This window comes from Eubacterium maltosivorans (assembly GCF_002441855.2).
Classification (GTDB): domain Bacteria; phylum Bacillota; class Clostridia; order Eubacteriales; family Eubacteriaceae; genus Eubacterium; species Eubacterium maltosivorans.
The window spans coordinates 889,244-915,125 of the sequence record NZ_CP029487.1 but is presented as its reverse complement, the minus strand read 5'-3'; the positions used below and the strand labels follow the sequence as shown (position 1 = coordinate 915,125).

Annotated in this window: 20 protein-coding genes; 14 read left to right on the top strand and 6 right to left on the bottom strand. The window is 45.1% G+C overall.

The features are described from left to right. Nucleotides 1-31 precede the first annotated feature (31 nt). From glsA to CPZ25_RS04565, 3 genes are all read right to left on the bottom strand, one after another. On the bottom strand, nt 32-973 hold the full coding sequence (glsA, locus tag CPZ25_RS04575) for a glutaminase A (RefSeq protein ID WP_096919701.1): 942 nt from the start codon (nt 971-973) through the stop codon (nt 32-34). 237 nt (nt 974-1,210) lie between these two features. Beyond that, nucleotides 1,211-1,486: a metal-sensing transcriptional repressor gene (locus CPZ25_RS04570; RefSeq protein ID WP_058694303.1), complete on the bottom strand. Its 276-nt coding sequence runs from the start codon at nt 1,484-1,486 to the stop codon at nt 1,211-1,213. Between the two features lie 5 nt (nt 1,487-1,491). Then, nucleotides 1,492-4,086, bottom strand: a complete 2,595-nt coding sequence (locus CPZ25_RS04565) for a heavy metal translocating P-type ATPase (protein ID WP_096919702.1) — start codon at nt 4,084-4,086, stop codon at nt 1,492-1,494. Nucleotides 4,087-4,499: 413 nt separating this feature from the next. Between CPZ25_RS04565 and CPZ25_RS04560 the strand changes: the two genes are divergently transcribed. Then, the gene (locus CPZ25_RS04560; RefSeq protein WP_167495161.1) at nt 4,500-5,282 is read left to right on the top strand and encodes an RICIN domain-containing protein; all 783 of its coding nucleotides are present in this window, start codon (nt 4,500-4,502) and stop codon (nt 5,280-5,282) included. Nucleotides 5,283-5,569: 287 nt separating this feature from the next. Then, nucleotides 5,570-8,140: a selenium-dependent xanthine dehydrogenase gene (gene xdh / locus CPZ25_RS04555; RefSeq protein WP_096919704.1), complete on the top strand. Its 2,571-nt coding sequence runs from the start codon at nt 5,570-5,572 to the stop codon at nt 8,138-8,140. Between the two features lie 101 nt (nt 8,141-8,241). Here the strand turns inward: xdh and hydA are convergent, their stop codons facing one another. The 3 genes from hydA to ssnA form a co-directional block, all read right to left on the bottom strand. Beyond that, entirely contained in the window at nt 8,242-9,618 is a 1,377-nt protein-coding gene (gene hydA, locus CPZ25_RS04550) for a dihydropyrimidinase (RefSeq protein WP_096919705.1), read from the bottom strand. An 80-nt stretch (nt 9,619-9,698) separates the two neighbouring features. Then, a complete protein-coding gene (ygfK, locus tag CPZ25_RS04545) occupies nt 9,699-12,695 on the bottom strand; it encodes a putative selenate reductase subunit YgfK (RefSeq protein ID WP_096919706.1) in 2,997 nt (998 codons plus the stop codon). Nucleotides 12,696-12,734: 39 nt separating this feature from the next. Then, nucleotides 12,735-14,069, bottom strand: a complete 1,335-nt coding sequence (gene ssnA, locus CPZ25_RS04540) for a putative aminohydrolase SsnA (RefSeq protein WP_096919707.1) — start codon at nt 14,067-14,069, stop codon at nt 12,735-12,737. A gap of 381 nt (nt 14,070-14,450) precedes the next feature. Here ssnA and CPZ25_RS04535 point away from each other — a divergent pair, with 381 nt between their 5' ends. From CPZ25_RS04535 to CPZ25_RS04480, 12 genes are all read left to right on the top strand, one after another. After that, nucleotides 14,451-15,107 (top strand): helix-turn-helix transcriptional regulator, encoded by a 657-nt coding sequence (locus CPZ25_RS04535; RefSeq protein ID WP_058694311.1) that lies wholly within the window; start codon nt 14,451-14,453, stop codon nt 15,105-15,107. A 58-nt stretch (nt 15,108-15,165) separates the two neighbouring features. After that, nucleotides 15,166-16,377 (top strand): diaminopropionate ammonia-lyase, encoded by a 1,212-nt coding sequence (dpaL, locus tag CPZ25_RS04530; RefSeq protein WP_096919708.1) that lies wholly within the window; start codon nt 15,166-15,168, stop codon nt 16,375-16,377. A 22-nt stretch (nt 16,378-16,399) separates the two neighbouring features. Next, nucleotides 16,400-17,710, top strand: coding sequence for a YgeY family selenium metabolism-linked hydrolase (locus CPZ25_RS04525; protein ID WP_339622265.1), 1,311 nt, complete (start codon nt 16,400-16,402; stop codon nt 17,708-17,710). 66 nt (nt 17,711-17,776) lie between these two features. After that, entirely contained in the window at nt 17,777-18,976 is a 1,200-nt protein-coding gene (gene ygeW, locus CPZ25_RS04520; protein ID WP_058694314.1) for a knotted carbamoyltransferase YgeW, read from the top strand. A 78-nt stretch (nt 18,977-19,054) separates the two neighbouring features. Continuing rightward, nucleotides 19,055-19,987 carry a carbamate kinase gene (arcC, locus tag CPZ25_RS04515; protein ID WP_058694315.1) on the top strand — a complete coding sequence of 311 codons (933 nt, stop codon included), beginning with the start codon at nt 19,055-19,057 and terminating at the stop codon, nt 19,985-19,987. A gap of 40 nt (nt 19,988-20,027) precedes the next feature. Next, a complete protein-coding gene (locus CPZ25_RS04510) occupies nt 20,028-20,405 on the top strand; it encodes a RidA family protein (RefSeq protein ID WP_096919710.1) in 378 nt (125 codons plus the stop codon). Nucleotides 20,406-20,484: 79 nt separating this feature from the next. Continuing rightward, the gene (locus tag CPZ25_RS04505; protein WP_058694317.1) at nt 20,485-21,810 is read left to right on the top strand and encodes a uracil-xanthine permease family protein; all 1,326 of its coding nucleotides are present in this window, start codon (nt 20,485-20,487) and stop codon (nt 21,808-21,810) included. 133 nt (nt 21,811-21,943) lie between these two features. Beyond that, on the top strand, nt 21,944-22,591 hold the full coding sequence (locus CPZ25_RS04500) for a helix-turn-helix transcriptional regulator (RefSeq protein ID WP_058694318.1): 648 nt from the start codon (nt 21,944-21,946) through the stop codon (nt 22,589-22,591). After that, nucleotides 22,584-23,327 carry a selenium cofactor biosynthesis protein YqeC gene (gene yqeC / locus CPZ25_RS04495; protein WP_096919711.1) on the top strand — a complete coding sequence of 248 codons (744 nt, stop codon included), beginning with the start codon at nt 22,584-22,586 and terminating at the stop codon, nt 23,325-23,327. The genes CPZ25_RS04500 and yqeC overlap by 8 nt, the downstream gene beginning before the upstream one ends. Continuing rightward, the gene (locus tag CPZ25_RS04490) at nt 23,321-23,932 is read left to right on the top strand and encodes a nucleotidyltransferase family protein (RefSeq protein WP_096919712.1); all 612 of its coding nucleotides are present in this window, start codon (nt 23,321-23,323) and stop codon (nt 23,930-23,932) included. Before yqeC ends, CPZ25_RS04490 begins: the two co-directional genes overlap by 7 nt. Next, nucleotides 23,922-24,719, top strand: coding sequence for a selenium-dependent molybdenum cofactor biosynthesis protein YqeB (yqeB, locus tag CPZ25_RS04485; RefSeq protein ID WP_074617350.1), 798 nt, complete (start codon nt 23,922-23,924; stop codon nt 24,717-24,719). Before CPZ25_RS04490 ends, yqeB begins: the two co-directional genes overlap by 11 nt. Nucleotides 24,720-24,721: 2 nt before the next feature. Further along, the gene (locus CPZ25_RS04480; RefSeq protein ID WP_096919713.1) at nt 24,722-25,873 is read left to right on the top strand and encodes an aminotransferase class V-fold PLP-dependent enzyme; all 1,152 of its coding nucleotides are present in this window, start codon (nt 24,722-24,724) and stop codon (nt 25,871-25,873) included. Nucleotides 25,874-25,882 lie beyond the last annotated feature (9 nt).

Below are 25,882 nucleotides of genomic sequence, written 5' to 3'. Positions count from 1 at the left end.
GAATAAGAAGTTCGCGGTATCTTGTACCTGATTATCGGTAAAGTGAAAGATCGAGGGCATCAGAAATAAAACGCAAAGCTTTTTGCCCTCGGACACTGTTACCGATGGGGTCAAGCCTCGGACTGAAGGCAGAAAGTGCCAACTGACCGGGTACTACCGCCAGCAAGCCACCGCCCACGCCGCTCTTACCAGGAAGTCCTACGGTATAGGCGAAATCACCCGAAGCACCATAGAGACCTTCCATGGTCATTTCAGCAAAAATATGAGGTAAAAATTCGGGATTTATAACAGCTTTTTCAGTAATTGGGTTTACGCCGCCATTGGCCAGTGTAGCCCCCATAACCGCCAGATTTTTACAGGTTATGGCAATAGAGCATTGCCTGGTGTAAATATCGCAGGTGATATCTGGATCGTCATAAAGCGTGCCATAGCTTGACATGAGCCAGGCGATGCCTTTGTTATGGCTGTTGGTGGCAGCCTCTGAGGTATACACAGCATTCATCACTTCAAGGGTGTGGCCGGCAAATTGGCTGTAACCATCAAGAATTTTCTGCCATTTTTCATCGGAATTGGCGGCAGGCAACAGACTGACAGTGGCCATGGCGCCGGCGTTTACCAGTGGCGAGAGTGGCTTGCCGCGGTGCAGTTCCAGTGCCATTACAGAGTTAAAAGGAAGGCCTGTCGGGTCTGCGCCCACCTTTTTTAACATCTCCTGAGCTCCGACGGCTTCCATGACGAGCGCCATGGAAAAGACTTTGGAAATAGATTCAATGGCAAAGGGATAGCTGGTGTCACCTGTCTCAATTACTGTACCATCTGATGTTACAGCGGTCAGCCCAAACAGATTGGAAGGAACCTTGGCCAAGGCGGGAATATAAGAAGCGTTAGCGCCAGACTGATCACTTTCTGCGGCGCTGTAGGCTTGCTTGAGTACCGTTTCGAGTTTTTTAGTGTCAATGATATTTTTTTGCATGATTTAAACCTCGCTTTCGTAGAATGCTATATACCCATACGAGTCAAAAAAGAAAGGGAATATAAAATGTTTAAATTTTGGTAAAAGGGTATATATCTAAAGGAGCATACAACCTCTTATTTAAAAATTTTACTCTCCCCAAATTTTCCCTGAACAGGTTCCAGACTGATATGTCCGGAACCTGTTTTTTTGTGAAAAGCAATGCATAATAAAAAAGCCCCGTTCGGGGCTTTCAGGTTATTTGTAATACTTATCCAAAATAGTAATGATTTCCTCAATCTTGGTATTGCGGTCTTCCTTGCTGCCGTTTTCGAAGGCATCTGTAACACAGTGATGCATATGTTGTTCGAGAATCTGCAGATTGGCCTTTTTTAAAAGAGCCTGTACCGCCAATACTTGTTTGGATACGTCAATGCAATAGCGGTCTTCTTCCAGCATTTTTATAATGCCGTCTATCTGGCCCCTTGCGGTTTTTAAAAGATTGAGCTCCTTGGTGCGGTCAATGCCTTCCATGGGGGTCACTCAGTAATGACAGAGGCGGGATAGCCAGCTTCATCCAGAGCATCGCACAGCATTTTGTCAGTAACGGCATCTGTCACATCCATGGTAGCCTGGGCATCTTCCAGAGAAACTTGAACATTTGAAACGCCGTCAATGGCATTTAAAGTGTCTTCAACACGTTTTACGCAGTGTTTGCAGCTCATGTCATTTACATGTAATTTTTTAGTCATTGTTATTCCTTCTTTCTGTGATTCCATTATCGAATCACTGTTATTAATTTGATTATTGACAACCGTCACATCCGTTTGGATAGACGGCAGGTCATTCACAGAGATAAATTTTGGCTTAAAGCCTTTCAGAGAAAGTGCGTTCAGCACAACGGAAACTGAGCTCAGGCTCATGGCCGCTGCGGCAAACATCGGGTTCAGTTTGAGGCCGAAGGGAAGGTAGAGAATACCAGCAGCCAACGGAATACCGATGGTATTGTAAATAAAGGCCCAGAACAAGTTTTGCTTGATATTTCGAATCGTCGCTTTACTCAGCTGAATAGCTGCTACGATCTGCAAAAGGTCGTTCTGCATGAGGATAACATCAGCAGATTCGATGGCTACATCGGTTCCGTTGCCAATGGCAATGCCGATATCGCTTTGTGCCAGGGCAGGAGCATCATTGATGCCGTCACCGACCATAATAACCTGTTTGCCTTCAGTCTGAAGTTTTTTAATCAGGTCAGCCTTTTCCTCCGGCAGAACATTAGCAATAACGTGATCAATATTGATTTTTGCGCCGATGGCACGTGCAGTCCGCTCATTATCACCGGTTAGCATATATACCTGAGTGCCCATAGCCTTAAGCTGAGCGATAGCATTTGACGAATTCTCCTTAAGCGTATCCGCAACGGCGATTATGCCAATCAGTTCATTGCCTTCACCGATAAACAAGGGCGTTTTACCAGCGTCAGAGAGACTGTTGTAAAGCTCAGTCTGAGTATCGGGGTCAATGCCGGAACCTTTCATAAGCTTCTGGTTGCCGATTGTAATAAAACGGGTATCTACAGTACCCTCGACGCCGAGGCCGGGGATAGCATTAAAATCGGACACGTCCCGTAACGCAATGCCCCTTTCGTTAGCCCCTTCCACGATGGCTTCACTCAGAGGATGTTCTGATTTAGCCTCAATGGAAGCAACAAGCTGAAGAAGTGTCTCTTCATCTGTACTGCCCAAGGGAACAATATCTGTAATGGAAGGCTTGCCAATGGTGATGGTGCCGGTTTTATCAAAAACAACGGCATCGGCTTTTCCGAGTGTTTCAAGGGCAGGGCCATTTTTAAAAAGAATGCCCTGCTCAGCGCCTTTGCCGGTGCCTACCATGATGGCTGTCGGTGTCGCCAGTCCGAGGGCGCAGGGACATGATATAACGAGTACTGAAATGCCCATTGACAATGCAAAGGAGAACTCATAACCGAGGAGCAGCCAGACGACAAAGGATAAGGCGGCAATTCCCATAACAGCTGGTACAAAATAACGGCTAATCTGGTCAGCAATTTTGGCGATCGGGGCTTTAGAGGACTGGGCCTCTTCTACAAGATGGATAATCTTGCTAAGCGTAGTATCATCACCAATTTTGGTGGTGCGAAACTTAAAAGCGCCAGTTTTATTGATGCTGCCACAGATAACGTGGTCACCGGTTTCCTTTTCTACCGGAATGCTCTCACCAGTAAGCAGGGACTCGTCGACACTGGAATGACCAGAAATAATTTCACCATCCACTGGAATACGATCACCAGGCTTAATGACGACGGTATCGCCAAGGCGTACATCATCAATGGGGATTTCGACCTCTGTATTACCGCGCTCTACGAGAGCGGTATCTGGAGCCAGGGCAATAAGTTTTTCAATAGCCTGGGAAGTTTTTCCTTTAGCGCGGGCTTCCATGTATTTTCCTAAGGTGATAAGGGTTAAAATAACCGCGGTCCCTTCAAAATAAATCTCGTGGGCGAAGTGATGCACCATGGACATATCGCCGTACGAATAGCCCCAGGCCAATTGGTACAATACATAAATACCGTAAAGAAAAGAAGCGCTGGTTCCAACGGCCACCAGAGAGTCCATATTTGGAATGCGTTTCCAGAGGGCTTTGTAACCATCCTTATAAAAATGCGCACCCATATAAACAACAGGCAGGGTTAAAAGCATCTGAGTAATTGTGTTGACCAGGCGATTCATATCGCCATCTAAAAAAGCGGGAACAGGCAGCCCAATCATAGGACCCATAGACAGGTAGAATAAAGGAATGGTAAAAATTAATGAAATAATGAGCCGAGTCTGGAGCTCTTTCATTTGCTTTTGGGCATTTTCACCGGCTGTATTCTTGACAGTGCTTTTACCGGATGGAGAGGCATCCTGTTCGGGCACTGCACCATAACCGATTTTCTCGATAGCGGAGACAATCGCCGGAGCATGAACCGAGCTGTCATCATAGGTCACAGACAAATTTTCGGTGGCATAATTGACCACAGCGTCCTCCACACCATCCATTTTATTTACGGTTCGTTCGATGGCAGCAGCACAGGCCGTACAGGACATCCCTTCTATTTTAAAATTTTTTTTCATATGATAACCTCCAAACAGCACCCCTCGTGGGGTGGGATATGTTTATATAATATAACACTTTAGAAGAATGGTCAAGTTCTTTTCAAAAATTTTTACCCCGTTGTTATTAAACTTAACAAAAGCTTTAAAGTATGGCAGTTTATCTGGAAAGTGTTGATCCTAAGTAAATTTGGATCAAGGTTAAAGTTAAAACTCCTGAAGTGCTATAAATTTCATTATTTTTGATGAAAACGCAAAACAATTCTTAATACTTGTTTATATTTTGTAAAATTTTCAATGAATGTTTGACGTACAGATAAAAAATTGCTATGATAGTACTAAGCTAAAGTAAATCAAAATGCAGTGTAGAGATATTTTGATAAAAACAGTATAATGTTATAATATTGTTTAAAATGACCAAAGGAGTTGGTAAAGTGAAACTGCAAGCAAATAAAGACTACGTCATTATGGCGCAGGAAAAGACGTTGGCTCTGGGAATTGAAAACGGCTCAGTCGAGAATGGTGCACTTATAAAATTACAAGAGGCCTCCAAAACAGTGGCAGAAAGCCAGAAATGGAAAGCAGAATATATTGATGATGAATGGTTTAAACTCATCAATAAACACTCTGAAAAGGTACTGGATTTGTGTATGCTGGGAACAGTAAACGGTACATGGGTACAGCAATGGGAATCCGTTGATACGGACAGCCAGCTTTGGTCCCTAGAAGAGACTGCTGAAGGTAGTTATCTGATAAAGTCTCAGCGCGCCGGTATTTATCTTGATATAGCGATGGGTGCTGCCGTACCGGGCGCTCAGATGCAGATTTGGGAAAAAACTGGGAGTGCCAATCAGGTATGGCATTTTATAGCAACCCAGATTGATGAGACTGTAAAGCTAGCTGAAAAAGCAGACACTGAAGCAGCGCAGCAAAAAAAAACGGCCCCCCGAAAATCCGCTGCAGCAAAAAGGACAGCCTCGTCTAGAGCTAAAAAAACAACTGCATTAAAAGAAGATGCTGGATCAGAAAAGGTTGAAAAGGTAACCACTGCCCAAAAAACAACGGCTTCAAAAGCAACCACAAAAAAATCAGCGGCATCCAGAAAAGCCAGTGCAGCTAAAAAGACTGAACCGGCACAGGCAACAACAGAACCCTCTAAAAAAACGACACGAAAAACACGTACCACTGCGGCTAAAAAAGTTGATACAGAAGCATAAGCTCATTGCGGGATATTTTAAACCACCAGTTTAATTTTTGGTGGTTTTTTTATACTTAAAAATTTCGAATGTTCTAAAAAAAATAGTCGTTTTTGAGAATAAAAGCTTGCTATTCTTGCAGAAATACGATAAAATATTATTATGTCATATAATAAAACAGTATTGTGTCTTAAATAAAACACTGTGCAAAGTTTATCCAATGAATAGCTGCCTGTAATCGTTCTGAGGACAAACAAAGTGTGAAATCAAAGCATTCGGTAAAATTAATCAATAAAGGAGTATCAGAAATGTACACGATTAAGGTCAACGGCGTAATACACGAGGTTGAACAGGATAAAAAGCTCATGCGCTTCTTGAGAGATGATCTGAGATTAACCTCAGTAAAGGATGGCTGCAGCGAAGGGGCCTGCGGTACCTGTACGATTATTATCGATGGTAAGGCTACCCGGTCCTGCATACCGATGGTATCTAAAATGGCAGATAAGGAGATTATCACGGCAGAAGGCCTTACAGAGCGTGAAAAAGAAGTTTACGGCTACGCTTTTGCAGCAGCAGGAGCTGTGCAATGCGGCTTTTGCATACCGGGAATGGTAATGTCGGGAAAAGCGCTTATTGACACTAATCCAAATCCGACGCGCCTAGAGGTGATAAACGCTATCAAAAATAACATATGCCGCTGTACTGGCTATAAAAAAATTGTTGATGGTATTTTATTAGCCGCTAAAGTTTTCAGAGAAAACCTTCCTGTAAATGAAGATGCTGGCGAGGTTACCGTTGGCCAGGCCATGCAGCGTGTAGACGCCAGAGAAAAAGTGCTTGGAACAGGCGAATATCCAGATGATCTTTATCTGGACGGCATGATCTATGGCAGCGCTGTGCGTGCAGCGTATCCGAGAGCTCGAGTGCTGGCGATTCATACGGATGAAGCAAAGGCAATGCCGGGTGTGATTGGTATTTTTACCGCTGAGGATATTCCGGGAAGTGTCAAGGTTGGGCACCTTAAACAGGACTGGGATACAATGATCCCTGTTGGGAAAACCACACATTATATCGGTGACGCAATCTGCCTGGTAGCAGCGGAAACACCTGAAATTCTGGAAGAAGCCAAGAAGCTTGTAAGGGTTGAATACGAACAGCTTGAAGGGGTTTTTGACCCGCGTGAGGCCATGAAGGAAGATGCACCTTTAGTACATGAAGGCAGCAAAACCAATGTTTTGGCACATGAGCACCTGGTACGTGGGAATGCGGATGAGGTTATTGCTCGTTCAAAATATAAGGTAACACGTCATTATGAAACACCATGGACCGAGCATGCTTTCCTGGAGCCGGAAACAGCCGTGGCAATGCCCTTTGATGGGGATGGTGTCTTTATTTATTCAACAGACCAGGGGACCTATGACACTCAGCATGAATGTATGGCAATGCTGGGTCTGCCCCCCGAAAAGGTAGTTGTTGAAAATAAGCTGGTGGGCGGCGGCTTTGGGGGCAAGGAAGACGTATCAGTCCAGCACCATGCTGCACTGATTGCCTATCTGACCAAGCGGACTGTTAAAGTCAAGCTTAGCCGGAAAGAAAGCATTATGATTCATCCTAAACGCCATCCGTTTTATATGGATGTTACATCCGCCTGTGACGAAGAAGGACACTTAACCGCGCTAAAAGCGGTGGTAGTGTCTGATACCGGTGCTTATGCCTCTTTGGGCGGTCCGGTGCTTCAACGAGCCTGCACACACGCTGCTGGCCCTTATAATTTCCAAACTATTGATATTGACGGTAAAGCTGTATATACGAATAATCCTCCAGCGGGTGCTTTCAGAGGCTTTGGGGTAACACAGACCTGCTTTGCTTCTGAAATGAACCTTAACCTTTTGGCTGAAATGGTGGGGATCACCCCATGGGAAATCCGCTATCGAAACGCGGTACGTCCAGGTGAGGTGCTCCCAAATGGACAAATTGCTGATCCGGCAACGGGTATTGCCGAAACATTGGAAGCGGTTAAAGAAATTTATGACAATGAAAAATACGTGGGCATTGGCTGTGCGATGAAAAATGCCGGCGTCGGCGTGGGTCTTCCAGACTGGGGACGCTGCCGGCTCCTGGTAAAGGACGGACATGTGGAAATACATGCTGGAGCCTCCTGTATTGGACAAGGACTGGGTACAGTGTTGACACAGGTGCTTTCTGAAACTGCGGGACTCACCCTGGATCAGATTGTTTATATGCCGCCAAATACAGCCAATGCACCGGATTCCGGCACAACCTCAGGCTCCAGGCAGACGTTGGTAACCGGTGAGGCCTGTAGGCGGGCAGCGGAGAATTTGAGGGCCGCGATGAGAAATAAAACGCTGGCGGAGCTTGAAGGGCAGGATTTTATGGGAGAGTATCTGGCAAAAACAGACGCCATGGGCACACCTGTGCCAAACCCGGTTTCTCATGTAGCCTACGGCTATGCAACACAGATGTGTGTGCTGAATGAAGATGGCACCATTAAAAAAATGGTTGCCGCCCATGATGTGGGCAAGGCTGTGAACCCCATTAGTGTAGAGGGGCAAATTGAAGGCGGTGTGGTCATGGGAATGGGCTATGCGCTAACAGAGCAATATGAGCTGGATCACGGTATTCCAAAGTCGAAATTTGGTACGCTGGGTCTCTTTAAGGCAGATAAGGTGCCAGAGCTTGACAGTATCATTGTTGAAAAACCAGGCATTGATGTGGCCTATGGCGCCATTGGTATTGGTGAGATCACCTCTATTCCGACAGCTCCGGCCATTGCAGATGCATACTATCGCTTAAACGGTGAATTTCAGACCGTTTTACCGCTGAAAAATACGCCCTATGAGAAAAAGAAGAAAAAGTAAAACAATATTTATCATACATATCAAAAAGCCAATGACTTGACAAAAATAAAAGAACCACCGATGAGAACTGAGGTGGTTCTTTTATTTTTTTGTGCTTCTGCTTAAAGCTGACAAATCCCCCGTGAGATATATCGCCCTCTATTTTCAGCGATAACCTGTCCATTTTCTACAACGGTTTCTCCATTTAACAGTACGAACTCTGCCCGGCCCTTTGTTTTAATTCCTTCGTAAGGTGTATAATCAACATTTTGGTATTGATCCTTCTGAGTAATGATACCATTGTAGTCTGGGTCCCAGATAACAATATCGGCATCACTTCCTGCTTTTAAGGCTCCTTTTTTGGGATACATGCCAAAAATTTTTGCTGGTGTTTCTGAAAGCTGGGCAGTCAATTGATTCAGGGTCATTTTGTTTTCGCAGACACCAAAGGTATACATGAGTATTGGGCGTGTTTCCACACCGGGCATGCCGTTTGGAATTTTACTGAAGTCATTTTTACCAAGATCTTTTCCGCCTTTCATATTAAAGCTGCAATGATCACTGCCGATAGTGTCAACAATTCCAGAGCCAACAGCCTTCCAAAGGGCCTTTTCATCGGATGGTTTACGTGCTGGAGGAGCAAAAACATATTTTGCGCTTTCAAAGCCTTTCAGTTTATAACAGCTGTCGTCCAGCAGTAAATATTGCGGGCAGGTTTCAATAAAGACTTTTTGCCCACGCCTGCGGCCATTCAGGCACGCTTCAAGTGCTCGTTCAGTACTGAGGTGTACCACATAGACCGGTGATTCAGCGGCCTCTGCAATGGCTAAAAAGCGGTTGACAGCCTCTGCTTCTACAAAGCCGGGCCTGGAGAGGGGATGAGCTGCAGGACTCATATGGCCCTGGCGTTTTTGTTCGGCAATCAGTGCGTTGACGAGATCGCCGTTTTCACAGTGCATTGAGACAAGCCCGCCGAAGGCTTTTACCGCTTCTAAAATTTCAAAAATCTCGCGGTCATTGGAGCGCAGGTTATCGTAAGCCATATAAAGCTTAAAGGAGGTTACGCCGAAATCTTGCATTGTCTTTAGTTCTTTACGCGTCGTGTCATTCCAGTCGGTAATGGCCATATGAAAGCCATAATGGCAGGAGGAGCGGTTATCCGCCAGCATATGCCAGTTTTCTAAAGCCTCTGTCAGACTGTGGCCTTTATCCTGGGTGGCAAAATCGATAATGGTTGTGGTACCGCCAGAGACGGCGCCTTTTGTCGCGGAGACAAAATCATCCGCAGTATGGGCTGTGCCAGTATCCATATCCAGGTGTGTATGTGGATCAATAAAGCCTGGGAAGATATACTTTCCGGCAGCCTCGATGATATTAGCCTCTGGGTCTTCGAGCTTTTGGTCTATTTTGGCGATTTTATCATTTTCTATCAGAATATCGGCGTTAAGGGTATCTGTGGAGGAAAAGAGGATACCGCCCTTGATGATTGTTTTTTTCATAATAACACCTCATTTTAAAATGGAAATTTGAGTAGGAAACAAGATTAGGGACGTCCTAAGACGTCCCAGATATATAGTTTTTAAAGGAGATAGCTGTAGTTGCTGACAACTGCTTTAATGATATCATTGATCCCCTGTGGCAGTGTGCTGTCACCAATAGAGGCATCAATGACATTGCCTTCAAGACGGACCTTAACACGATCGCCGCCTGTGACCAGAAAACCGCTGTTACTGCTGTCTTCAAAGTCGGCAAGACTGTGATAGAGGGTAAACTTATCTTTGTAAGGGGCGCTGTCGTATGGACAGAATGTCTTGCAGTTACCGCATTCGTTACACATTCTGTCAACATGTACAATCTGTCGCATTTTATGATGTGGCACAAAGAGGGCCAGATTTGCACGGTTTGGGCATACATCCATACAGGATTCACAGACTGTTGAGCATTCCAGACAACGGCTGCATTCTGCTGATTCACATTTTGGCTCTGCCAGGATACCGCGCTTAGACAGTGCTCGGTCATAATTTCCTGTATTTTTAGAATAGGTAGGAGCAGCTTCGAGACCCTCGGCTTTCACAATGGTATCGGCAACCTTACGCGCGTCGGCAATAGCCTCCACAACTGTGGCAGCGCCTAGCTGTGCGTCGCCGGCTACAAATATATTGTCACGTGCTTCCAGGGTGTCTTTGTTAACTTCGACGCGGCCACGGTCTGTCAGACCGATTTTATTCTGAGCAAACCATTCTTTATCAATTTTTGCACCGACTGAGGCGATGACCGTATTGGCTGGAATAGTCATGAATTCATCGGTGTTCTGAGGGCTTCTTCTTCCGGACGTATCCGGCGCACCGAGTACCATCTTACGGCAGGAAAGGATGCTGCCGTCAAATTTTTCTGGTGAGAGAAGCTCATAGAATTTCACGCCGTCTTCCAATGCCATTGCAAGCTCTTCCTCATCTGCTGGCATATAGCGTTTTGTTCTGCGGTATACCAGATGGACATTTTGAACACCCGGGGCTTTTTTGGCGGCTCTGGCGGCATCCATGGCGGTATTGCCACCACCGATTACCACAACATCTTTTCCTAATTTCAGGCTGGAAGCGTCTTTTCTGAAGCTCTGTAAAAAGTCGAGTACATTGATTGCCTGTTCACCCTCCAGCTTATACGGGCTTGGGCCCCAGGCACCGGTAGCGGCAATAACATATTTAAAGCCCTTGTTTTTCAAATCCTCCAATGAGAGGACTTCAGTGTTTGTGAAAACTTCTACACCGTAAGCTTTCATAAGCTTTACATCATTTTCCACGATTTCGGAATCGACCCGGAACTCGGGGACTACATGGCGTACAATACCGCCCAGGCTTTCATTGCGTTCAAAGATTGTAGCAGAGATGCCATTTCTCGCCAGGAAGTAAGCGGCAGAGATACCAGCGGGACCACCGCCGACAATGGCAACCTTGGCATCCGTGCGTTTTTCAACGGGCTTGATCTCTTTGAGTAAATCATCATAACCCAGCTCGGCAGCGTTAAGTTTCACATCGCGGATACACAGAGGCGCTTCGTAAAAATTACGTGTACATTTGTCCATACAGCGGTGGTTGCAGATGGTGCCGGTGATGAAAGGAAGCGGGTTTTTCGCAGTAATGACTTTAAGCGCTTCCAGAGGTTTGTCTTCGCCAAGAAGCTCAATATAATCCGGAATATCCTGAGAAATTGGACAGGCTTCAGAACAGGGGGCAGTAAAACAGTCAACTAAGGGTACTTTTTTGTCGAATTTTCTGGATGGCAATGGTTTTATGGCGCCTTTTACATTATGAGGATTGGTTCTGGCACGTTTTGCGAGCATGGATAAAGCCGAAGGTTTCAGGTTTTGCACTTCCTTAAAATTGTAAGAAACAAGATCATCTGCCATTTGGTCGAGACGGTTATATCCGCCCGGCTTTAACAAAGTGGTAGCCAGGGTGATCGGCCAAATACCTGCTTTAAAGATATCTTTGATGTTAAAGATATCTGCACCACCGGAATAGGAAATACGCAGATCACCGTCAAAGGCTTTCGCCAGACGGTTTGCCAGCTCGATTGAGCATGGGAACAGTGACCGGCCGGACATATACATATCTTCACTTGGCAAAATACCGTCAACAACCTTCTGTGGGAAGGTATTCGTGATTTTTACCCCAAAGGCAACGCCTTTATCGGCGGCTTCTTTTTTCAGCCGGGTAAACATGGGTACAGCGTCCTTGAACTGAAGGTCATGAAGGAAATGATAATCATCAAAATCCATGTAATCATATCCCATACTGTCCAGAATTTTACGAGCAGATTCGTAGCCTAACATGGTTGGATTGCATTTAACAAAGGTATTTAAGTTTTTTTCGTTAATCAGGTAGCTGGCAATTCGTTCGATTTCATCAGGGGGACAGCCGTGAAGGGTAGAAAGTGTGATGGAGCGGCTGACGACTGGTGAGATACTTTTGACATAACCAGCGTCAATATTATCGAACTGATCCAAATGAGCCAGGGTATAATTCATGCATTCCTTCCATACCGCAGAATTTTCAGCGTTTTTCATTCCTTCGATATAATGATCAATTTTTTCAGTCTGAACGCCGGCAAAGTCATAGCCGACACTCATGTTAAAGATGAAGCCATCTGGGTTCCCGAACCCCATCTCCTTGGCTAAAAGCTTAATGGCAAACCAGGCCTTCACATATTCATCATAGGCTTCCTCCACGCGCAGCTCGGTAGACCATTCACAGTTGTAGCATTCATCGCCGGCTGTGATACAGGGTTTGGAAACAAGCGCTGCCAGGTCTTCGCCATCTACAGGCTGTACGGTTTTTAGTTCAAAGAAACGCGCTCCGCCGACATAAGCGGCAATAATATTTTGTGCCAGCTGGTTGTGTGGTCCCGCCGCCGGACCAAAAGGCGTTTCCAGCATCTCGCCAAAAATAGAGAGTGTCTGCTGGTCAATTTTTTTGTAAAGCTTGCGAACGCCAAAGATGCTTTTTTCTTTTTTATATTCTTTTAAGATCCAGTTGATCATTTCGCCAAAAGGGATAGGGTACATTTTATCGCTCATTTTGATACTCCTTTTTATTTTAATAACAGGGCAGTTATATTATCTATGGTTAATGCGATCGGCTAGTTTCTTAGCGGTTTCGCGCGATTTTGCCAGAATGGCTTCTTCATCAATATTCAGCAGCTCGCGGTCTTTCATAAGAACCTTGCCATTAATCATGGTGGTAATGACAGAACGTCCGCACATGCCAAAGAGGATATGTGAATTATAATTGTCAGCGTTCATTGGGGTCGTTGGAGTGTAGTCTGTCACGATAATGTCAGCGGCGGCTCCCGGGGTCAGAACGCCTAAGGTTTTGCCAAAAAGGCGTTTGGCGATGGCCGGATTATTATTAAACAGCATCTGTGGAATTTCACCCCAGGCCACGTTTGGATCACAATTGAAATGCTTGTGAAGGATATTAGCTACCTTGTAGGATTCGATCATATCATTGGTGTATCCGTCTGTGCCGAGACCGACGAGAATGCCGCGCTTCACAAGCTGAAGCACCGGCGGACACCCAACAGCATTTCCCATATTGGATTCAGGGTTATGCACGACCATTGTGTCGGTATCCTTGAGAATTGCCATTTCTTCACCATTGATGTGAATACAATGTACAGCAATGGTGTTTTTGCCTAAAATATTTTTATCGAACAAACGATTGACCACGCGTTTACCATATTTTTCTAAAGAATCATAGACATCGTCCAGACCCTCCGCAACGTGTACATGATAACCGGCGTAATCCGGTTTTTCGGCATTACAGTAATCAAGCGTTTCATCAGTCAGGGTAAAGGCAGCGTGGAGACCGAGCATACCGTGAACCATTCCGGTTTTATCCTCGTGGGCGGCTTTGATAAAGTCGATGTTTTCCTTGACAGCGGCTTTCATTTTATCGGCACCATCCCGATCAGAAACTTCATAACAAAGGCTGGTGCGAACGCCGAGCTCTTTGGCGACATCGGCAATGGTAAAGAGGCTGTCTTTTATTTCGCCGTAGCTTGCGTGGTGGTCTACAACAGTGGTAACACCCTGTTTAATACAATTAATATAAGTATCGTATGCGCTGTATTTATTGTCTTCGTTTGTCAGGTTGCGGTCAATGGTCCACCATTGACCATCTAAAATATCCATGAAATTCTGGGGATTAAAGCCCTTGATGGAAAGCCCTCTTGCAAAGGTGCTGTAGATGTGATTATGGGTATTGATCAGCCCTGGCATGATAACGCCGCCCTTGGCATCAATAAATTCAGCATCAGGATATTGCTTTTTCAATTCTTCTGTAAAAGCAACGTTTACAATTTCATCGCCTTCCACTGCAACACAACCATTATTTAAATAGGTGTTTTTTTCATCTCGGGTAATTAACCGACCATTTCCAATTAAAATCATTGTTCTCTCCTTGATTATTGTTATTTTGAATGGATATAGAGGGTAGTGAGGTTTCTATATCCTTAATGAATACTGCAAAACATTGAATATGCGAAGGTTTTTATATGAGATGCAGCAACCTTTTAATAGAGGCACAAGACAATAATACTTTATTATCCTAACGATAATTTATCATGTTTTAAAACAAAAAGCAAGCCTTTTTTAAAAAAAATTATTAAATTTATTTTGGTGATATAATAAATTTTTATTTTTTTTAAAAACAGGGGTTGCGCTTTTTCAAGAATGGTGTTATGATAGACACATAAATCAAACAAATTGTCAGGTTACCTGATAAACTGTTTGGTTAATTGAAAAAGTCGATATGCGAAGGAATTAATTAAGATGCAAGGAGAAACACTGGATTTATTAAAGAATTTGGCCCATGGCATTGCTACACAGTTTGGCAGCAACTGTGAAGTGGTAGTACACGATCTTACAACTGAAAATAAAGAAAGCACAGTTGTCTACATAGAAAATGGACATGTTACCAACCGTAAGCTGGGAGACGGGCCCTCCCATGTTGTTCTGGAAGCTCTGAAAAAAAACCCTGAAGATTTACAGGATCATCTGGATTATATGACAAAAACTGCAGATGGCAAAATTTTAAAATCAAGCACGGTTTATATCAGGGATAAAGGTAATAAGGTTATTGGTATCTTTTCGATTAATTATGACATTACAGGTTTATTGATGGTGGAAAACTCACTTCAGTCTCTTATAGGAACTAAGAAAGAAAAAGAGGAGGAAGTAGAGAGCATTCCCACAAATGTCAATGACTTACTGGAGGACCTGCTTGAGCAGTCTGTTCGTCTGGTTGGAAAGCCAGTGGCTTTAATGAACAAAGAGGATAAAATCAAGGCCCTTAAATTTTTGAATGATGCCGGAGCCTTATTAATCACCAAAGCGAGCGAAAAGCTGACCGCTTACTTTGGAATATCCAAGTATACCTTGTACAGCTATATTGATCAGAGCAGTTCTGATCCATCAGAAAAGAAATAAGCGAGGACCGTCACGGTCCTGAAAGCAATTTAGTATTATACTTCAACAGGAGAGAACAATGGAAAAAATTAAATGGGTATCTAATGAGATGCCAAAAACTGACGATAAGGAATTATCGGTGATGTCTATCGAATCGGTTAAAAAGGCGAAAGCTTTTCACGAAAGCTTTCCGCAGTATTCAAAGACACCACTTGTAAAGCTTAACAAAATGTCAGAGTATCTGGGAATCGGCAGTTTGTTTGTGAAAGATGAATCTTACCGTTTTGGTCTCAATGCCTTTAAGGTTTTAGGCGGTTCCTTTGCAATGGCGAGGTATATTGCACAAAAGCTGGGCAGAGATGTTTCTGAGCTGGATTACGATTATCTGACATCCGATAAACTGAAAGAAGAATTTGGGCAGGCTACCTTTTTTACAGCTACTGACGGAAACCACGGACGTGGTGTTGCATGGGCTGCCAATAAACTCGGACAAAAGGCCGTTGTTTATATGCCAAAGGGCTCCAGCCCGATTCGGCTGGAAAATATTTTGAAAGAGAACGCAGAGGCAACTATTACGGATGTAAACTATGACGAATGTGTTCGTATAGCGGCGGCCGAGGCAGAAAAAACAGAAAACGGCGTGGTTGTTCAGGATACGGCCTGGGACGGCTATGAAGAAATTCCGGCATGGATCATGCAGGGCTATGGTACCATGGCTTTAGAAGCTGCCGAGCAGTTGAAAGCAGCAGGATGCGAACGTCCGACACATATTTTTATTCAGGCAGGCGTTGGATCTCTGGCGGGAGCGGTACAAGGGTTTTTCGCAAACCTGTTCCCGGACAACTGCCCTACAACGGTTGTGGTTGAAGCTGATGAAGCAGCCTGCTTATATAAATCGGCTGCTGCTAAAGATGGCAAAATCCGTTTTGTAGATGGTGATATGCAAACCATCATGGCCGGTTTAGCCTGTGGCGAACCGAATACCATCTCATGGGAAATTTTGAAAAATAACAGTTCCTTTTTCGTTTCCTGCCCGGACTGGGTAGCGGCAAAAGGCATGAGAATGCTGGCGGCGCCAGTAAAAGGGGATACACCTGTGACCTCTGGTGAGTCTGGGGCAGTATCTATGGGCTTAATCGCAACCTTAATGGAAAGCGACGATTATAAAGATTTGAGAGAAAGCATTGGTCTGGACAGTAATTCTAAGATCATTATGTTCTCGACTGAAGGGGATACAGATCCCGAAAATTATCGTGCTATTGTCTGGAATGGCGCGCACCCATCAATTTAAATTAATCAGGAGGTAAATGAAAATGGATTTTGAAGCGATCAAAAAAGCGGCACAGGGTTATGAAAAGGATATGACGAAATTCCTTCGCAATATTGTAAAAAACCCGGGTGAAAGCTGTGATGAGGAAAAGCATATTAATACCATTGCAGAAGAGATGCGCAGGCTTGGTTTTGATAAAGTGGAAATTGATCCTCAGGGGAATGTCCTGGGATATATGGGAACCGGCGATACTCTGATCGGTTTCGACGCCCATATTGATACCGTTGGTGTTGGTAATATGGATAACTGGGATTTTGATCCCTATGAGGGTTTTGAATCGGACACTGAAATCGGCGGCCGTGGCACCTCAGATCAGCTGGGTGGGATTGTGTCTGCTGTTTACGGCGCTAAAATTATGAAAGACCTGGGAATGCTGAATGATAAATACAGCGTATTGGTAACCGGTACAGTTCAGGAAGAGGACTGTGATGGTCTTTGCTGGCAGTATATTATCAATGAAGATAAGGTCCGTCCTGAATTTGTCGTTTCCACGGAACCGACTGACGGCGGTATCTACCGTGGACAGCGCGGACGTATGGAAATCCGGATTGATGTGGCGGGGGTCTCCTGTCATGGATCTGCTCCGGAGCGTGGTGATAACGCTATTTATAAGATGGCGGATATTCTGCAGGATGTACGCGCTCTTAATGAAAATAATGCGGAAGAAAGCACTGAAATCAAGGGACTGGTTAAAATGCTGGATGAAAAATATAATCCTGAGTGGAAGGAGGCCCGCTTTTTAGGCCGTGGAACTGTCACTACCTCAGAAATTTTCTTCAGCTCGCCAAGCCGCTGTGCGGTGGCGGACGGCTGCTCTGTTTCTTTAGACCGCCGTATGACAGCCGGGGAAACATGGGAAAGCTGTCTGGAAGAAATCCGCAATCTGCCAAATGTAAAAAAATATGGAAATGATGTGAAGGTCTCAATGTATGAATATGAACGTCCTTCTTATACTGGATGTGTTTATCCGATCGAATGCTATTTTCCGACATGGGTTATTCCAGAAGACCATAAGGTTACTAAAGCATTGGAAGAGGCTTATAAAGGGATGTACGGCGAAGAACGTATCGGATCTTCTGAAACTGCGGCAGAACGTAAGGCCCGCCCGCTGACCGATAAATGGACTTTCTCGACCAACGGTGTGTCCATCATGGGACGAAACGGTATTCCGGTTATTGGTTTTGGCCCTGGGGCAGAAGCACAGGCTCATGCACCAAATGAAAAAACCTGGAAACAGGACCTTGTGACTTGTGCTGCTGTTTACGCTGCTTTACCAACTGTTTACACCAAATAAAAAAGTTTGGCTGTGAATGAAGGATAAATTATGAGTATTAATTTATAAAATCAAGGAGATTAAAAAATGGATAAAACTTTACAAACCTATATCGATAAACTAAATGCACTGAATTTTAAAGAAATGTATGAAAATGATTTTTTCCTGACCTGGGAAAAAACGCCGGAAGAGCTGGAAGCAGTGTTCACCGTGGCCGACGCTTTAAGATATATGCGTGAAAATAATATTTCAACTAAAATCTTCGAAAGTGGTCTGGGAATTTCCCTGTTCCGAGACAATTCAACACGTACCCGTTTCAGCTTTGCCTCTGCCTGTAATCTGTTAGGTCTGGAAGTTCAGGATTTAGATGAAGGTAAATCTCAGGTAGCTCACGGTGAAACTGTGCGTGAAACAGCCAATATGATCTCCTTTATGGCAGATGTTATCGGTATTCGGGATGATATGTATATTGGCAAAGGCAACGCCTATATGCACGAAGTGGTCGACGCTGTAACAGAGGGTCACAAAGATGGTATTTTGGAACAGAAACCAACCTTAGTCAATCTGCAGTGCGATATTGATCATCCCACACAGGCAATGGCCGATGCCCTCCACTTAATCCATTATTTTGGCGGCATTGAAAACTTAAAGGGTAAAAAAGTCGCCATGACCTGGGCCTATTCCCCATCTTATGGAAAACCGTTATCTGTACCGCAGGGGATTGTCGGTCTGATGACTCGTCTGGGCATGGACGTTACTCTGGCACATCCGGAAGGATATGAAATTATGTCTGACGTAGAAGAAGTGGCTAAAAAGAATGCAGCTGAAAGCGGTGGATCTTTTACAAAGACCAACAGCATGGCAGAGGCATTTAAAGACGCTGACGTTGTTTACCCCAAGAGCTGGGCACCCTTCTCCGCAATGGAAGAACGGACCATCTTATACGGTAACGGTGACCAGGAAGGCATCGATCGCTTAGAAAAAGAACTGCTCGCTCAGAATGCAAACCATAAAGACTGGGAATGCACTGAAGAGTTGATGAAAACAACCAAAGACGGCAAAGCACTTTATATGCACTGCCTTCCGGCTGACATTACTGGCGTCAGCTGTGAAGAGGGCGAAGTTGAAGCCTCTGTATTCGACCGCTACCGTACAGAATTATATAAAGAAGCCAGTTATAAACCATATATTATTGCCGCGATGATCTTCCTGGCAAAGGAAAAAGATCCTCAGGCAACCTTAAAGGCTTTGGAAAAAAGAGGCATTGACCGTTTCTTTACCAAGTAAAAGCAAAGATAATAAATTTGAGGATGGCCAGGTGATTCACTTGGCCGTCCATCCATTTTGCATTTAAAGGAGGATACCATGAGCAAAAAAATTGTGATCGCCTTGGGTGGAAACGCTTTAGGCAACAATTTACCAGAACAAATGGAGGCGGTTAAAAATACAGCCAAGGCCATTGCGGATTTAATAGAGGAAGGAAATGAAGTTGTTATTTCTCACGGAAACGGACCGCAGGTGGGTATGATCAATCTGGCCATGGGTGAACTGGCAAAGGCGGACCCGGGGAATCCGGTGGCGCCTCTGTCTGTTTGTGTAGCGATGAGCCAGGGATATATTGGCTATGACCTTCAAAATGCGTTGAGGGAAGAGCTCCTTGACAGAGGCATTCACAAACCGGTTTCCAGTATTATTACCCAGATGCGTGTTGATCCTGACGATGAAGCCTTCAGCCATCCCACAAAACCCATCGGTCGTTTTATGACTAAGGAAGAAGCAGACGAAATGGTCAGAGAAAGAAATTATGATGTCGTGGAGGATGCGGGCCGTGGTTACCGGCGGGTTGTGGCCTCACCAAAGCCAGTCGAGATTATTGAGATTGAAACCGTTAAAGCTCTGGCAGATGCGGGGCAGGTTGTTGTGGCGGCTGGTGGCGGGGGAATCCCTGTTTATGCTCAGGGAAATCATTTAAAAGGTGCAGCCGCTGTGGTGGACAAGGATTTTGGAAGCTGTCTGCTGGCAAAGGAAATTGGCGCAGACTGCCTGATTATTTTAACTGCCGTCGAAAAGGTTGCCATCAATTTTGGCAAGCCGAATGAGGAATGGCTGTCTGAGATCAGTGTTGAGGAAGCCCAGAAATACGCCGATGAGGGACAGTTTGCTCCTGGCTCTATGCTGCCAAAGGTTCAGGCGGCAATGGAATTTGCAAAATCGGGTTCAGACCGTTTTGCATTGATTACTCTGCTTGAAAAAGCAAAGGATGGTATCCAGGGTAAAACAGGGACCATTATTAAATAGATAAGTTAAATTTCTAACAAACAACAAGAAGGAGAATATCATGAGTAAAACAGTTATCAACGCAGCGAAAGCACCAGCTGCTGTCGGCCCTTATTCACATGCCAATGCGGCAGGAGACACGATCTATATTTCAGGACAGCTGGGACTGGACCCAGAAACCGGTGTTTTGGCAGAAGGTGTAGAGGATCAGGCTAAAACAGGCTTTGAAAATTTAAAAACCATTCTAAGCGAAGCGGGTGTTTCTTTTGAAAACGTTGTGAAAACAACGGTCTTTTTAACGGACATGAATGACTTTGCTACAGTTAACGATCTCTATGCACAATATTTTACGGGAGACTACCCGGCGCGTTCCTGCGTTCAGGTTGCAGCATTGCCAAAAGGAGCTTCTTTTGAGATAGAAGCCATTGCAGCAAAATAACGATGCGTTAACACACCGTGCACAAAGTGTTCTTGGAGGACGGCTCTTAACAGTCCTCTAAGGTCATGAGGAGAATATCATGAATAACGATAAAGATAATGTCATTTATCAACTTAAGGGAATGCCGAAAATAAAAGAAGCAATCCCATTGGCACTGCAGCATGTTGCGGCGATGATTGTTGGCTGTGTGACGCCAGCCATTATAGTGGCCGGAACCGGCGGCTTATCGCCGGCCGACACGCGGATTCTTATTCAGGCGGCGCTTATCATCTCTGGTATCGCCACACTTATTCAGCTCTTTCCACCGTTTCGAAAAGTCGGTTCGGGCCTTCCGGTTATCATGGGGGTCAGTTTTGCCTATCTGCCAACCATGATCGGTATTGTCAGTGATTATAATATTGCGACCATACTAGGCTCGCAGGTCATTGGCGGCGTTGTGGGAATACTGATTGGTATTTTTATTAAGAAGCTCCGAAAGCTTTTTCCTCCAGTAGTTACCGGCACTGTGGTCTTTACCATTGGTCTGTCCTTATACCCGACGGCTATTAAATACATGGCGGGGGGCGCGGGAAGCGAAAATTTCGGTTCCCCCATGAACTGGATCATCGCAATGATCACGCTGGTACTGGTTATTTTCTTTAATAATTTTACAAAAGGCTTTGCCCGTCTGGCTTCCATTCTTTTATCGATGATCATCGGCTATGTTATCGCCCTGTTCTGTGGAATGATTGATTTTGGTACAGTACAGGAAGCGAGCTGGTTTATGCTGCCGGCAGTGGGTCATTTTGGGTATGAGTTTCATCTGCCTGCGATTATATCTATGTCGATCTTGTTTGTGGTCAACTCGGTGGAATCCATCGGGCAGTTTTCCGCACTCAGTGTGGGTGCCATGGACCGTGAGCCTACAACAGACGAACTGTCAAGAGGGCTGATGGGCAATGGTGTCTCAAGCATTATCGGCTCTATCTTCGGTGGCCTTCCGACCTCTACCTTTGGTCAGAATGTCGGTATTGTTGTGACGAACCGGGTTATTAACCGTGTGGTCATTGGTTTTGCCGCGGGCTTTATTGTCCTGGCCGGTCTCTTTCCGAAATTTTCAGCTTTAATGATGACCATCCCGTACTGCGTGCTGGGCGGTGCCACAATTTCAGTTTTTGCTACCATTACCATGACAGGGGTTAAGCTTTTTATGCAAAGCGAACTGACTCAGAGAAATGCAACCATTGTTGGGTTATCGGTTGCCCTTGGTATTGGTATTTCACAGGTTCCCGGCGCGATGGAACAGCTTCCAGCCTGGATCGACAGTCTTTTTGGGGAATCAGCCGTTGTGGTTTCAACCCTGTCTGCAATCCTTTTAAACTTAATTTTACCAAAGAATACACCCTTTGAAAATGAGGATCTTTAAAAAAATCGACACAATAATAAATTATTATTGAATTTTTCTCCGAAATCTGCGATAATAGGGATATAACATTTTTTAAACAATGATTGTAAGCGTTCTTTGTTTATATGAATCAAAGTTCAGAAGGAGAATAATTATGGCAAAAGATCTTGAATCCTACAAGGTACTGGTAGACTTTTTAGCAGATTATCTGGGAGAAAACACAGAGGTGGTATTGCACGACCTCTCGGACTGTCAATCATCGATTGTGGCAATCCGCAATGGCGATATCAGTGGACGTGAATTAGGGGCACCGGTTACAGACTATGGCCTTAAGCTTATTAAGAATGAGGCGTATAAAGAAGCGCCATACCGTGTGAACTATCGGGGATTGTCTCCAAGAGGCAACATTATACGTTCGGCAACGTATTTTATTAAGGATGATGATGGTGAGCTGATCGGTCTGCTTTGTCTGAATATGGACTGTCAGAAATTTGCGGAGGCCCGTGATATTCTGGAATCACTCATTACGGTTGAGCCGCTCAAAAAAGATGAAGAATCCGAAGAAAACTTCAACATTAACGTCAAAGAACTGGTTATCAATAATATGAGCCGTGTGCTGCCCAGCAATCACGGAGACCTCAGAAAAATGGGCAAACAGGAAAAGATTGATGTGGTTGAAAGACTGCAGGGACTTGGAACCTTTATGGTTAAAGGAACCATCTGGCACGTGGCGGATATGCTCGGGGTTTCAGTACCGACTGTTTACCGCTACCTGGCTACCATTAAGAAGGAAAATGAATAAAAAACTTTGTGTGCAAAATGAGAACATGAAACTGTCAGTGCTGTTCGGTATCGAACAGCCTGACTTTGTTACAATCACCGGCGGCGGCGGTAAAACAGCGTTACTCACCTGTCTGGGAAGTGAGCTTAAGAATAAGGGTAAGACCCTTTTAACCACCACCACAAAAATGCGCTATCCGGATGACTTTGAAGGCGAAGTAATCGTAACAGAATCGTACAGAGAGCTTTTAAGCCGCTTGGTAAAACAGCACTGCAATTTGTATTATTTTGCAGAACGCTGTATTGAGGATCATAAGGTAAAGGGGGCGCCGCCCGAGCTGCTGGACAGTCTTTTTAAAGTGCTGGCGGATTGGGTTATTCTGAATGAGGGAGACGGAGCTGGCGGAAAGCCCTATAAAATATATAGAGAGTGGGAACCCGTTATTCCACAAAACACAACAAAACTGATCCATGTGATCGGCTGTGAGCTTTTAAATGAGCCCATAACCGACATGAATCTGCACCGCTGCCCGCAAGAATTGAAGGGGAAACGTTTTGACCTTGATTTGTTCAGGGAGAGCATGGAGTGGTTTGTGAGTGATAAACTGAAAAGTTTTGAAGTTCCCAAATTTTTGCTTGTTAATAAGGCAGATAACGGAAATAAGATGAAAGCTGAGATACTCTGTGAAGCGGCTAAACCATATTTTGACGGTTGTATTGCAGCGTCTTTGCGTGAAAGGAACTGGTATCTATGTTAGGGGCAATTGTTCTTGGAGCAGGACTGTCACGCCGTATGGGCGGTGAAAAGTTACTCCTGCCCATAGGCAGAAAGAAAATTTTAGAGAAAACCATCGATGGTGTAATGGAAAGCTTTAGAGATGTAATCGTTATTGTAACAAGGGAGGCTGTTTTTAATTGTATTGAAACACATAGAGAGCCTGTATATTTACTGAATGATCATCCAGAGCTTGGACAGTCGACTTCTTTACAAATAGCAGTCGCATACCTTGAAGAGCATTACCCGGTGTGTCAGGGCATACTGGTGTTCCTTGGCGATCAGCCGCTGGTCAGCAGGAAGCTGGTGAATGACATAGAACGGGCGATTACAGAGAATCCAAAGTGTATTATCATGCCAGAATATAAAGGTCAGAAAGGACATCCTGTTGCCTTTGGAAAATGTTGGTTTAAAGAGCTTTTGGCAATCTCCGGTGACACAGGTGGCCGGGAGATTATTCAAAAATACCCTGAGGCTCTGATAAAAATTCCAGGAGAAAGAAACTGTGTTATGGACGCTGATACGCCTGAGGATTATCGGCGTTTACTGGAATACTATGAAAAGGAATGGTCTGAGAATGAAAATTAATGAAACGATTATTGTGCGTGGAGCCGGCGATATTGCCACTGGCACGATATACCGGCTGTATAATGCGGGTTTCAGAGTAATTGCCCTGGACATTGAATCCCCTACGGTTATCCGGCGCACTGTCGCGTTTGCCCGAGCCATTCAGGATGGTACGGCAGTCGTGGAAGGAGTAACGGCAAGACGCTGTGAGTCCATTGAGGAGGTGTGCCGGTGCTTGAAAAAAGATGAGATACCGCTTTGTGTCGATCCAAGAGGCGATATGATCCGTATGGTTCGTCCTGATGCAGTGGTCGACGCAATACTTGCCAAAAAAAATCTGGGAACGACCCGTGATATGGCAAAAGCCGTTGTTGCCCTGGGACCTGGCTTCACCGCCAAAGAGGATGTTGACGCTGTGATTGAAACCAACCGGGGGCACTATCTTGGAAAAATTCTGTATGAGGGAATGGCGGCAAGAAATACTGGTATCCCTGGAAACATTGGCGGATATACCCACGAACGGGTAATCCACGCTCCCGATTCTGGAGTGATCCGGCTGTGTCACGACATTGGTGATTTGGTAAAAAAAGGCGAACATCTCGCTTTTATCGGAGAGAACCCGGTTACGGCCAAGATTGACGGCGTATTGCGCGGCATGATTGCCGATGGTACGAATGTAAAAAAAGGATTGAAAATTGCCGACGTTGATCCACGGGGCGATAGGGCCTATTGTTATGCGATTTCGGATAAGGCCCGTAATATCAGCGGCGGTGTACTGGAGGCAGTTATGCACTTACTGAAGGAGTAAAAATGAAAGGCGTTTATTTTGACAATGCCAGCACCAGCTGGCCAAAAGCTCCGGGAGTGGCGTCTGAAATGGCCGGTTATCTGGAGAACATTGGCTGTAATGTGGGACGGGGGAGCTATGAACGGGCCTATACAGTGGCTAGAAAGGTTTACGATACCCGTGAGAAGCTGTGCAGTCTGTTTGACGGCGAGGATAATAAAAACGTTATTTTTACAGCGAATGTAACACAAGCAGTCAACATGGTGCTCAAAGGCTTTCTGAGACAGGGCGATCACGTGCTTATTTCCGGCCTGGAGCATAACGCTGTGGTGAGACCACTTGAACATCTGAAGCGGGTTGGCGTTACCTATGATGTGATTCCATGTGACAATCTGGGTAATTTAGAAATAGCGTGTATCGAAAAAATGATAAAGCCGGAAACGAAGGCTGTTGTTATGACCCATGGCTCCAACGTAAGCGGAAGCATTCTGCCCATTGAGGCTGTGGGACGAATATGCAGAAGTCAGGGACTGTACTTTATTGTGGATGCTGCCCAGACAGCTGGTCTGCACGATATCAGCATGAAAAGGGCGAATATCAGTGCCCTGTGCTTTACAGGGCATAAAGGGCTCATGGGCCCGCAGGGGATTGGCGGCTTTCTGGTGACAGATGATCTGGCGGAGCAGATGGATCCGCTTTTATATGGAGGCACAGGAAGCGTGTCAGACCAGCTGGATATGCCGGACTTTTTGCCGGATCGGTTTGAGGCTGGAACGTTGAACCTTCCGGGGATTTATGGACTCAGCAGCGCGTTAGATTATTTGTGCTCAGTTGATAAAAGCGAGCTGCTTATGGTTGAGGAACGGTTAACGAGCACTTTTATCCGTGGGGTTGAAGCCATAGACGGCCTGCGCCTTGTTGGAAATGTGGACATTCAGAGCCGCTGTGCCCTGGTTTCTGTAGAATGCCTGACAAGGGACAATGCGCAGATAGCCTTTGAGCTGGACAGGGATTATGGCATTATGACACGGGTAGGAATGCATTGCGCTCCGCTTGCGCACAGGACTTTGGGGACATACCCACAGGGAACCCTGCGTTTTTCCTTCAATCATTTCAACACACAAGGTGAGGTGGCCTATGCCTTGGAGGCCCTTCAAAAACTTACAGCAGAATGAAAGGACAAA

Coding starts and splice junctions, on each gene's coding strand:
- glsA (WP_096919701.1), bottom strand. CDS start 973: ATGCAAAAAAATATCATTGACACTAAAAAACTCGAAACGGTACTCAAG.
- CPZ25_RS04570 (WP_058694303.1), bottom strand. CDS start 1,486: ATGGAAGGCATTGACCGCACCAAGGAGCTCAATCTTTTAAAAACCGCA.
- CPZ25_RS04565 (WP_096919702.1), bottom strand. CDS start 4,086: ATGAAAAAAAATTTTAAAATAGAAGGGATGTCCTGTACGGCCTGTGCT.
- xdh (WP_096919704.1), top strand. CDS start 5,570: ATGTACACGATTAAGGTCAACGGCGTAATACACGAGGTTGAACAGGAT.
- hydA (WP_096919705.1), bottom strand. CDS start 9,618: ATGAAAAAAACAATCATCAAGGGCGGTATCCTCTTTTCCTCCACAGAT.
- ygfK (WP_096919706.1), bottom strand. CDS start 12,695: ATGAGCGATAAAATGTACCCTATCCCTTTTGGCGAAATGATCAACTGG.
- ssnA (WP_096919707.1), bottom strand. CDS start 14,069: ATGATTTTAATTGGAAATGGTCGGTTAATTACCCGAGATGAAAAAAAC.
- CPZ25_RS04535 (WP_058694311.1), top strand. CDS start 14,451: ATGCAAGGAGAAACACTGGATTTATTAAAGAATTTGGCCCATGGCATT.
- dpaL (WP_096919708.1), top strand. CDS start 15,166: ATGGAAAAAATTAAATGGGTATCTAATGAGATGCCAAAAACTGACGAT.
- CPZ25_RS04525 (WP_339622265.1), top strand. CDS start 16,400: ATGGATTTTGAAGCGATCAAAAAAGCGGCACAGGGTTATGAAAAGGAT.
- ygeW (WP_058694314.1), top strand. CDS start 17,777: ATGGATAAAACTTTACAAACCTATATCGATAAACTAAATGCACTGAAT.
- arcC (WP_058694315.1), top strand. CDS start 19,055: ATGAGCAAAAAAATTGTGATCGCCTTGGGTGGAAACGCTTTAGGCAAC.
- CPZ25_RS04510 (WP_096919710.1), top strand. CDS start 20,028: ATGAGTAAAACAGTTATCAACGCAGCGAAAGCACCAGCTGCTGTCGGC.
- CPZ25_RS04505 (WP_058694317.1), top strand. CDS start 20,485: ATGAATAACGATAAAGATAATGTCATTTATCAACTTAAGGGAATGCCG.
- CPZ25_RS04500 (WP_058694318.1), top strand. CDS start 21,944: ATGGCAAAAGATCTTGAATCCTACAAGGTACTGGTAGACTTTTTAGCA.
- yqeC (WP_096919711.1), top strand. CDS start 22,584: ATGAATAAAAAACTTTGTGTGCAAAATGAGAACATGAAACTGTCAGTG.
- CPZ25_RS04490 (WP_096919712.1), top strand. CDS start 23,321: ATGTTAGGGGCAATTGTTCTTGGAGCAGGACTGTCACGCCGTATGGGC.
- yqeB (WP_074617350.1), top strand. CDS start 23,922: ATGAAAATTAATGAAACGATTATTGTGCGTGGAGCCGGCGATATTGCC.
- CPZ25_RS04480 (WP_096919713.1), top strand. CDS start 24,722: ATGAAAGGCGTTTATTTTGACAATGCCAGCACCAGCTGGCCAAAAGCT.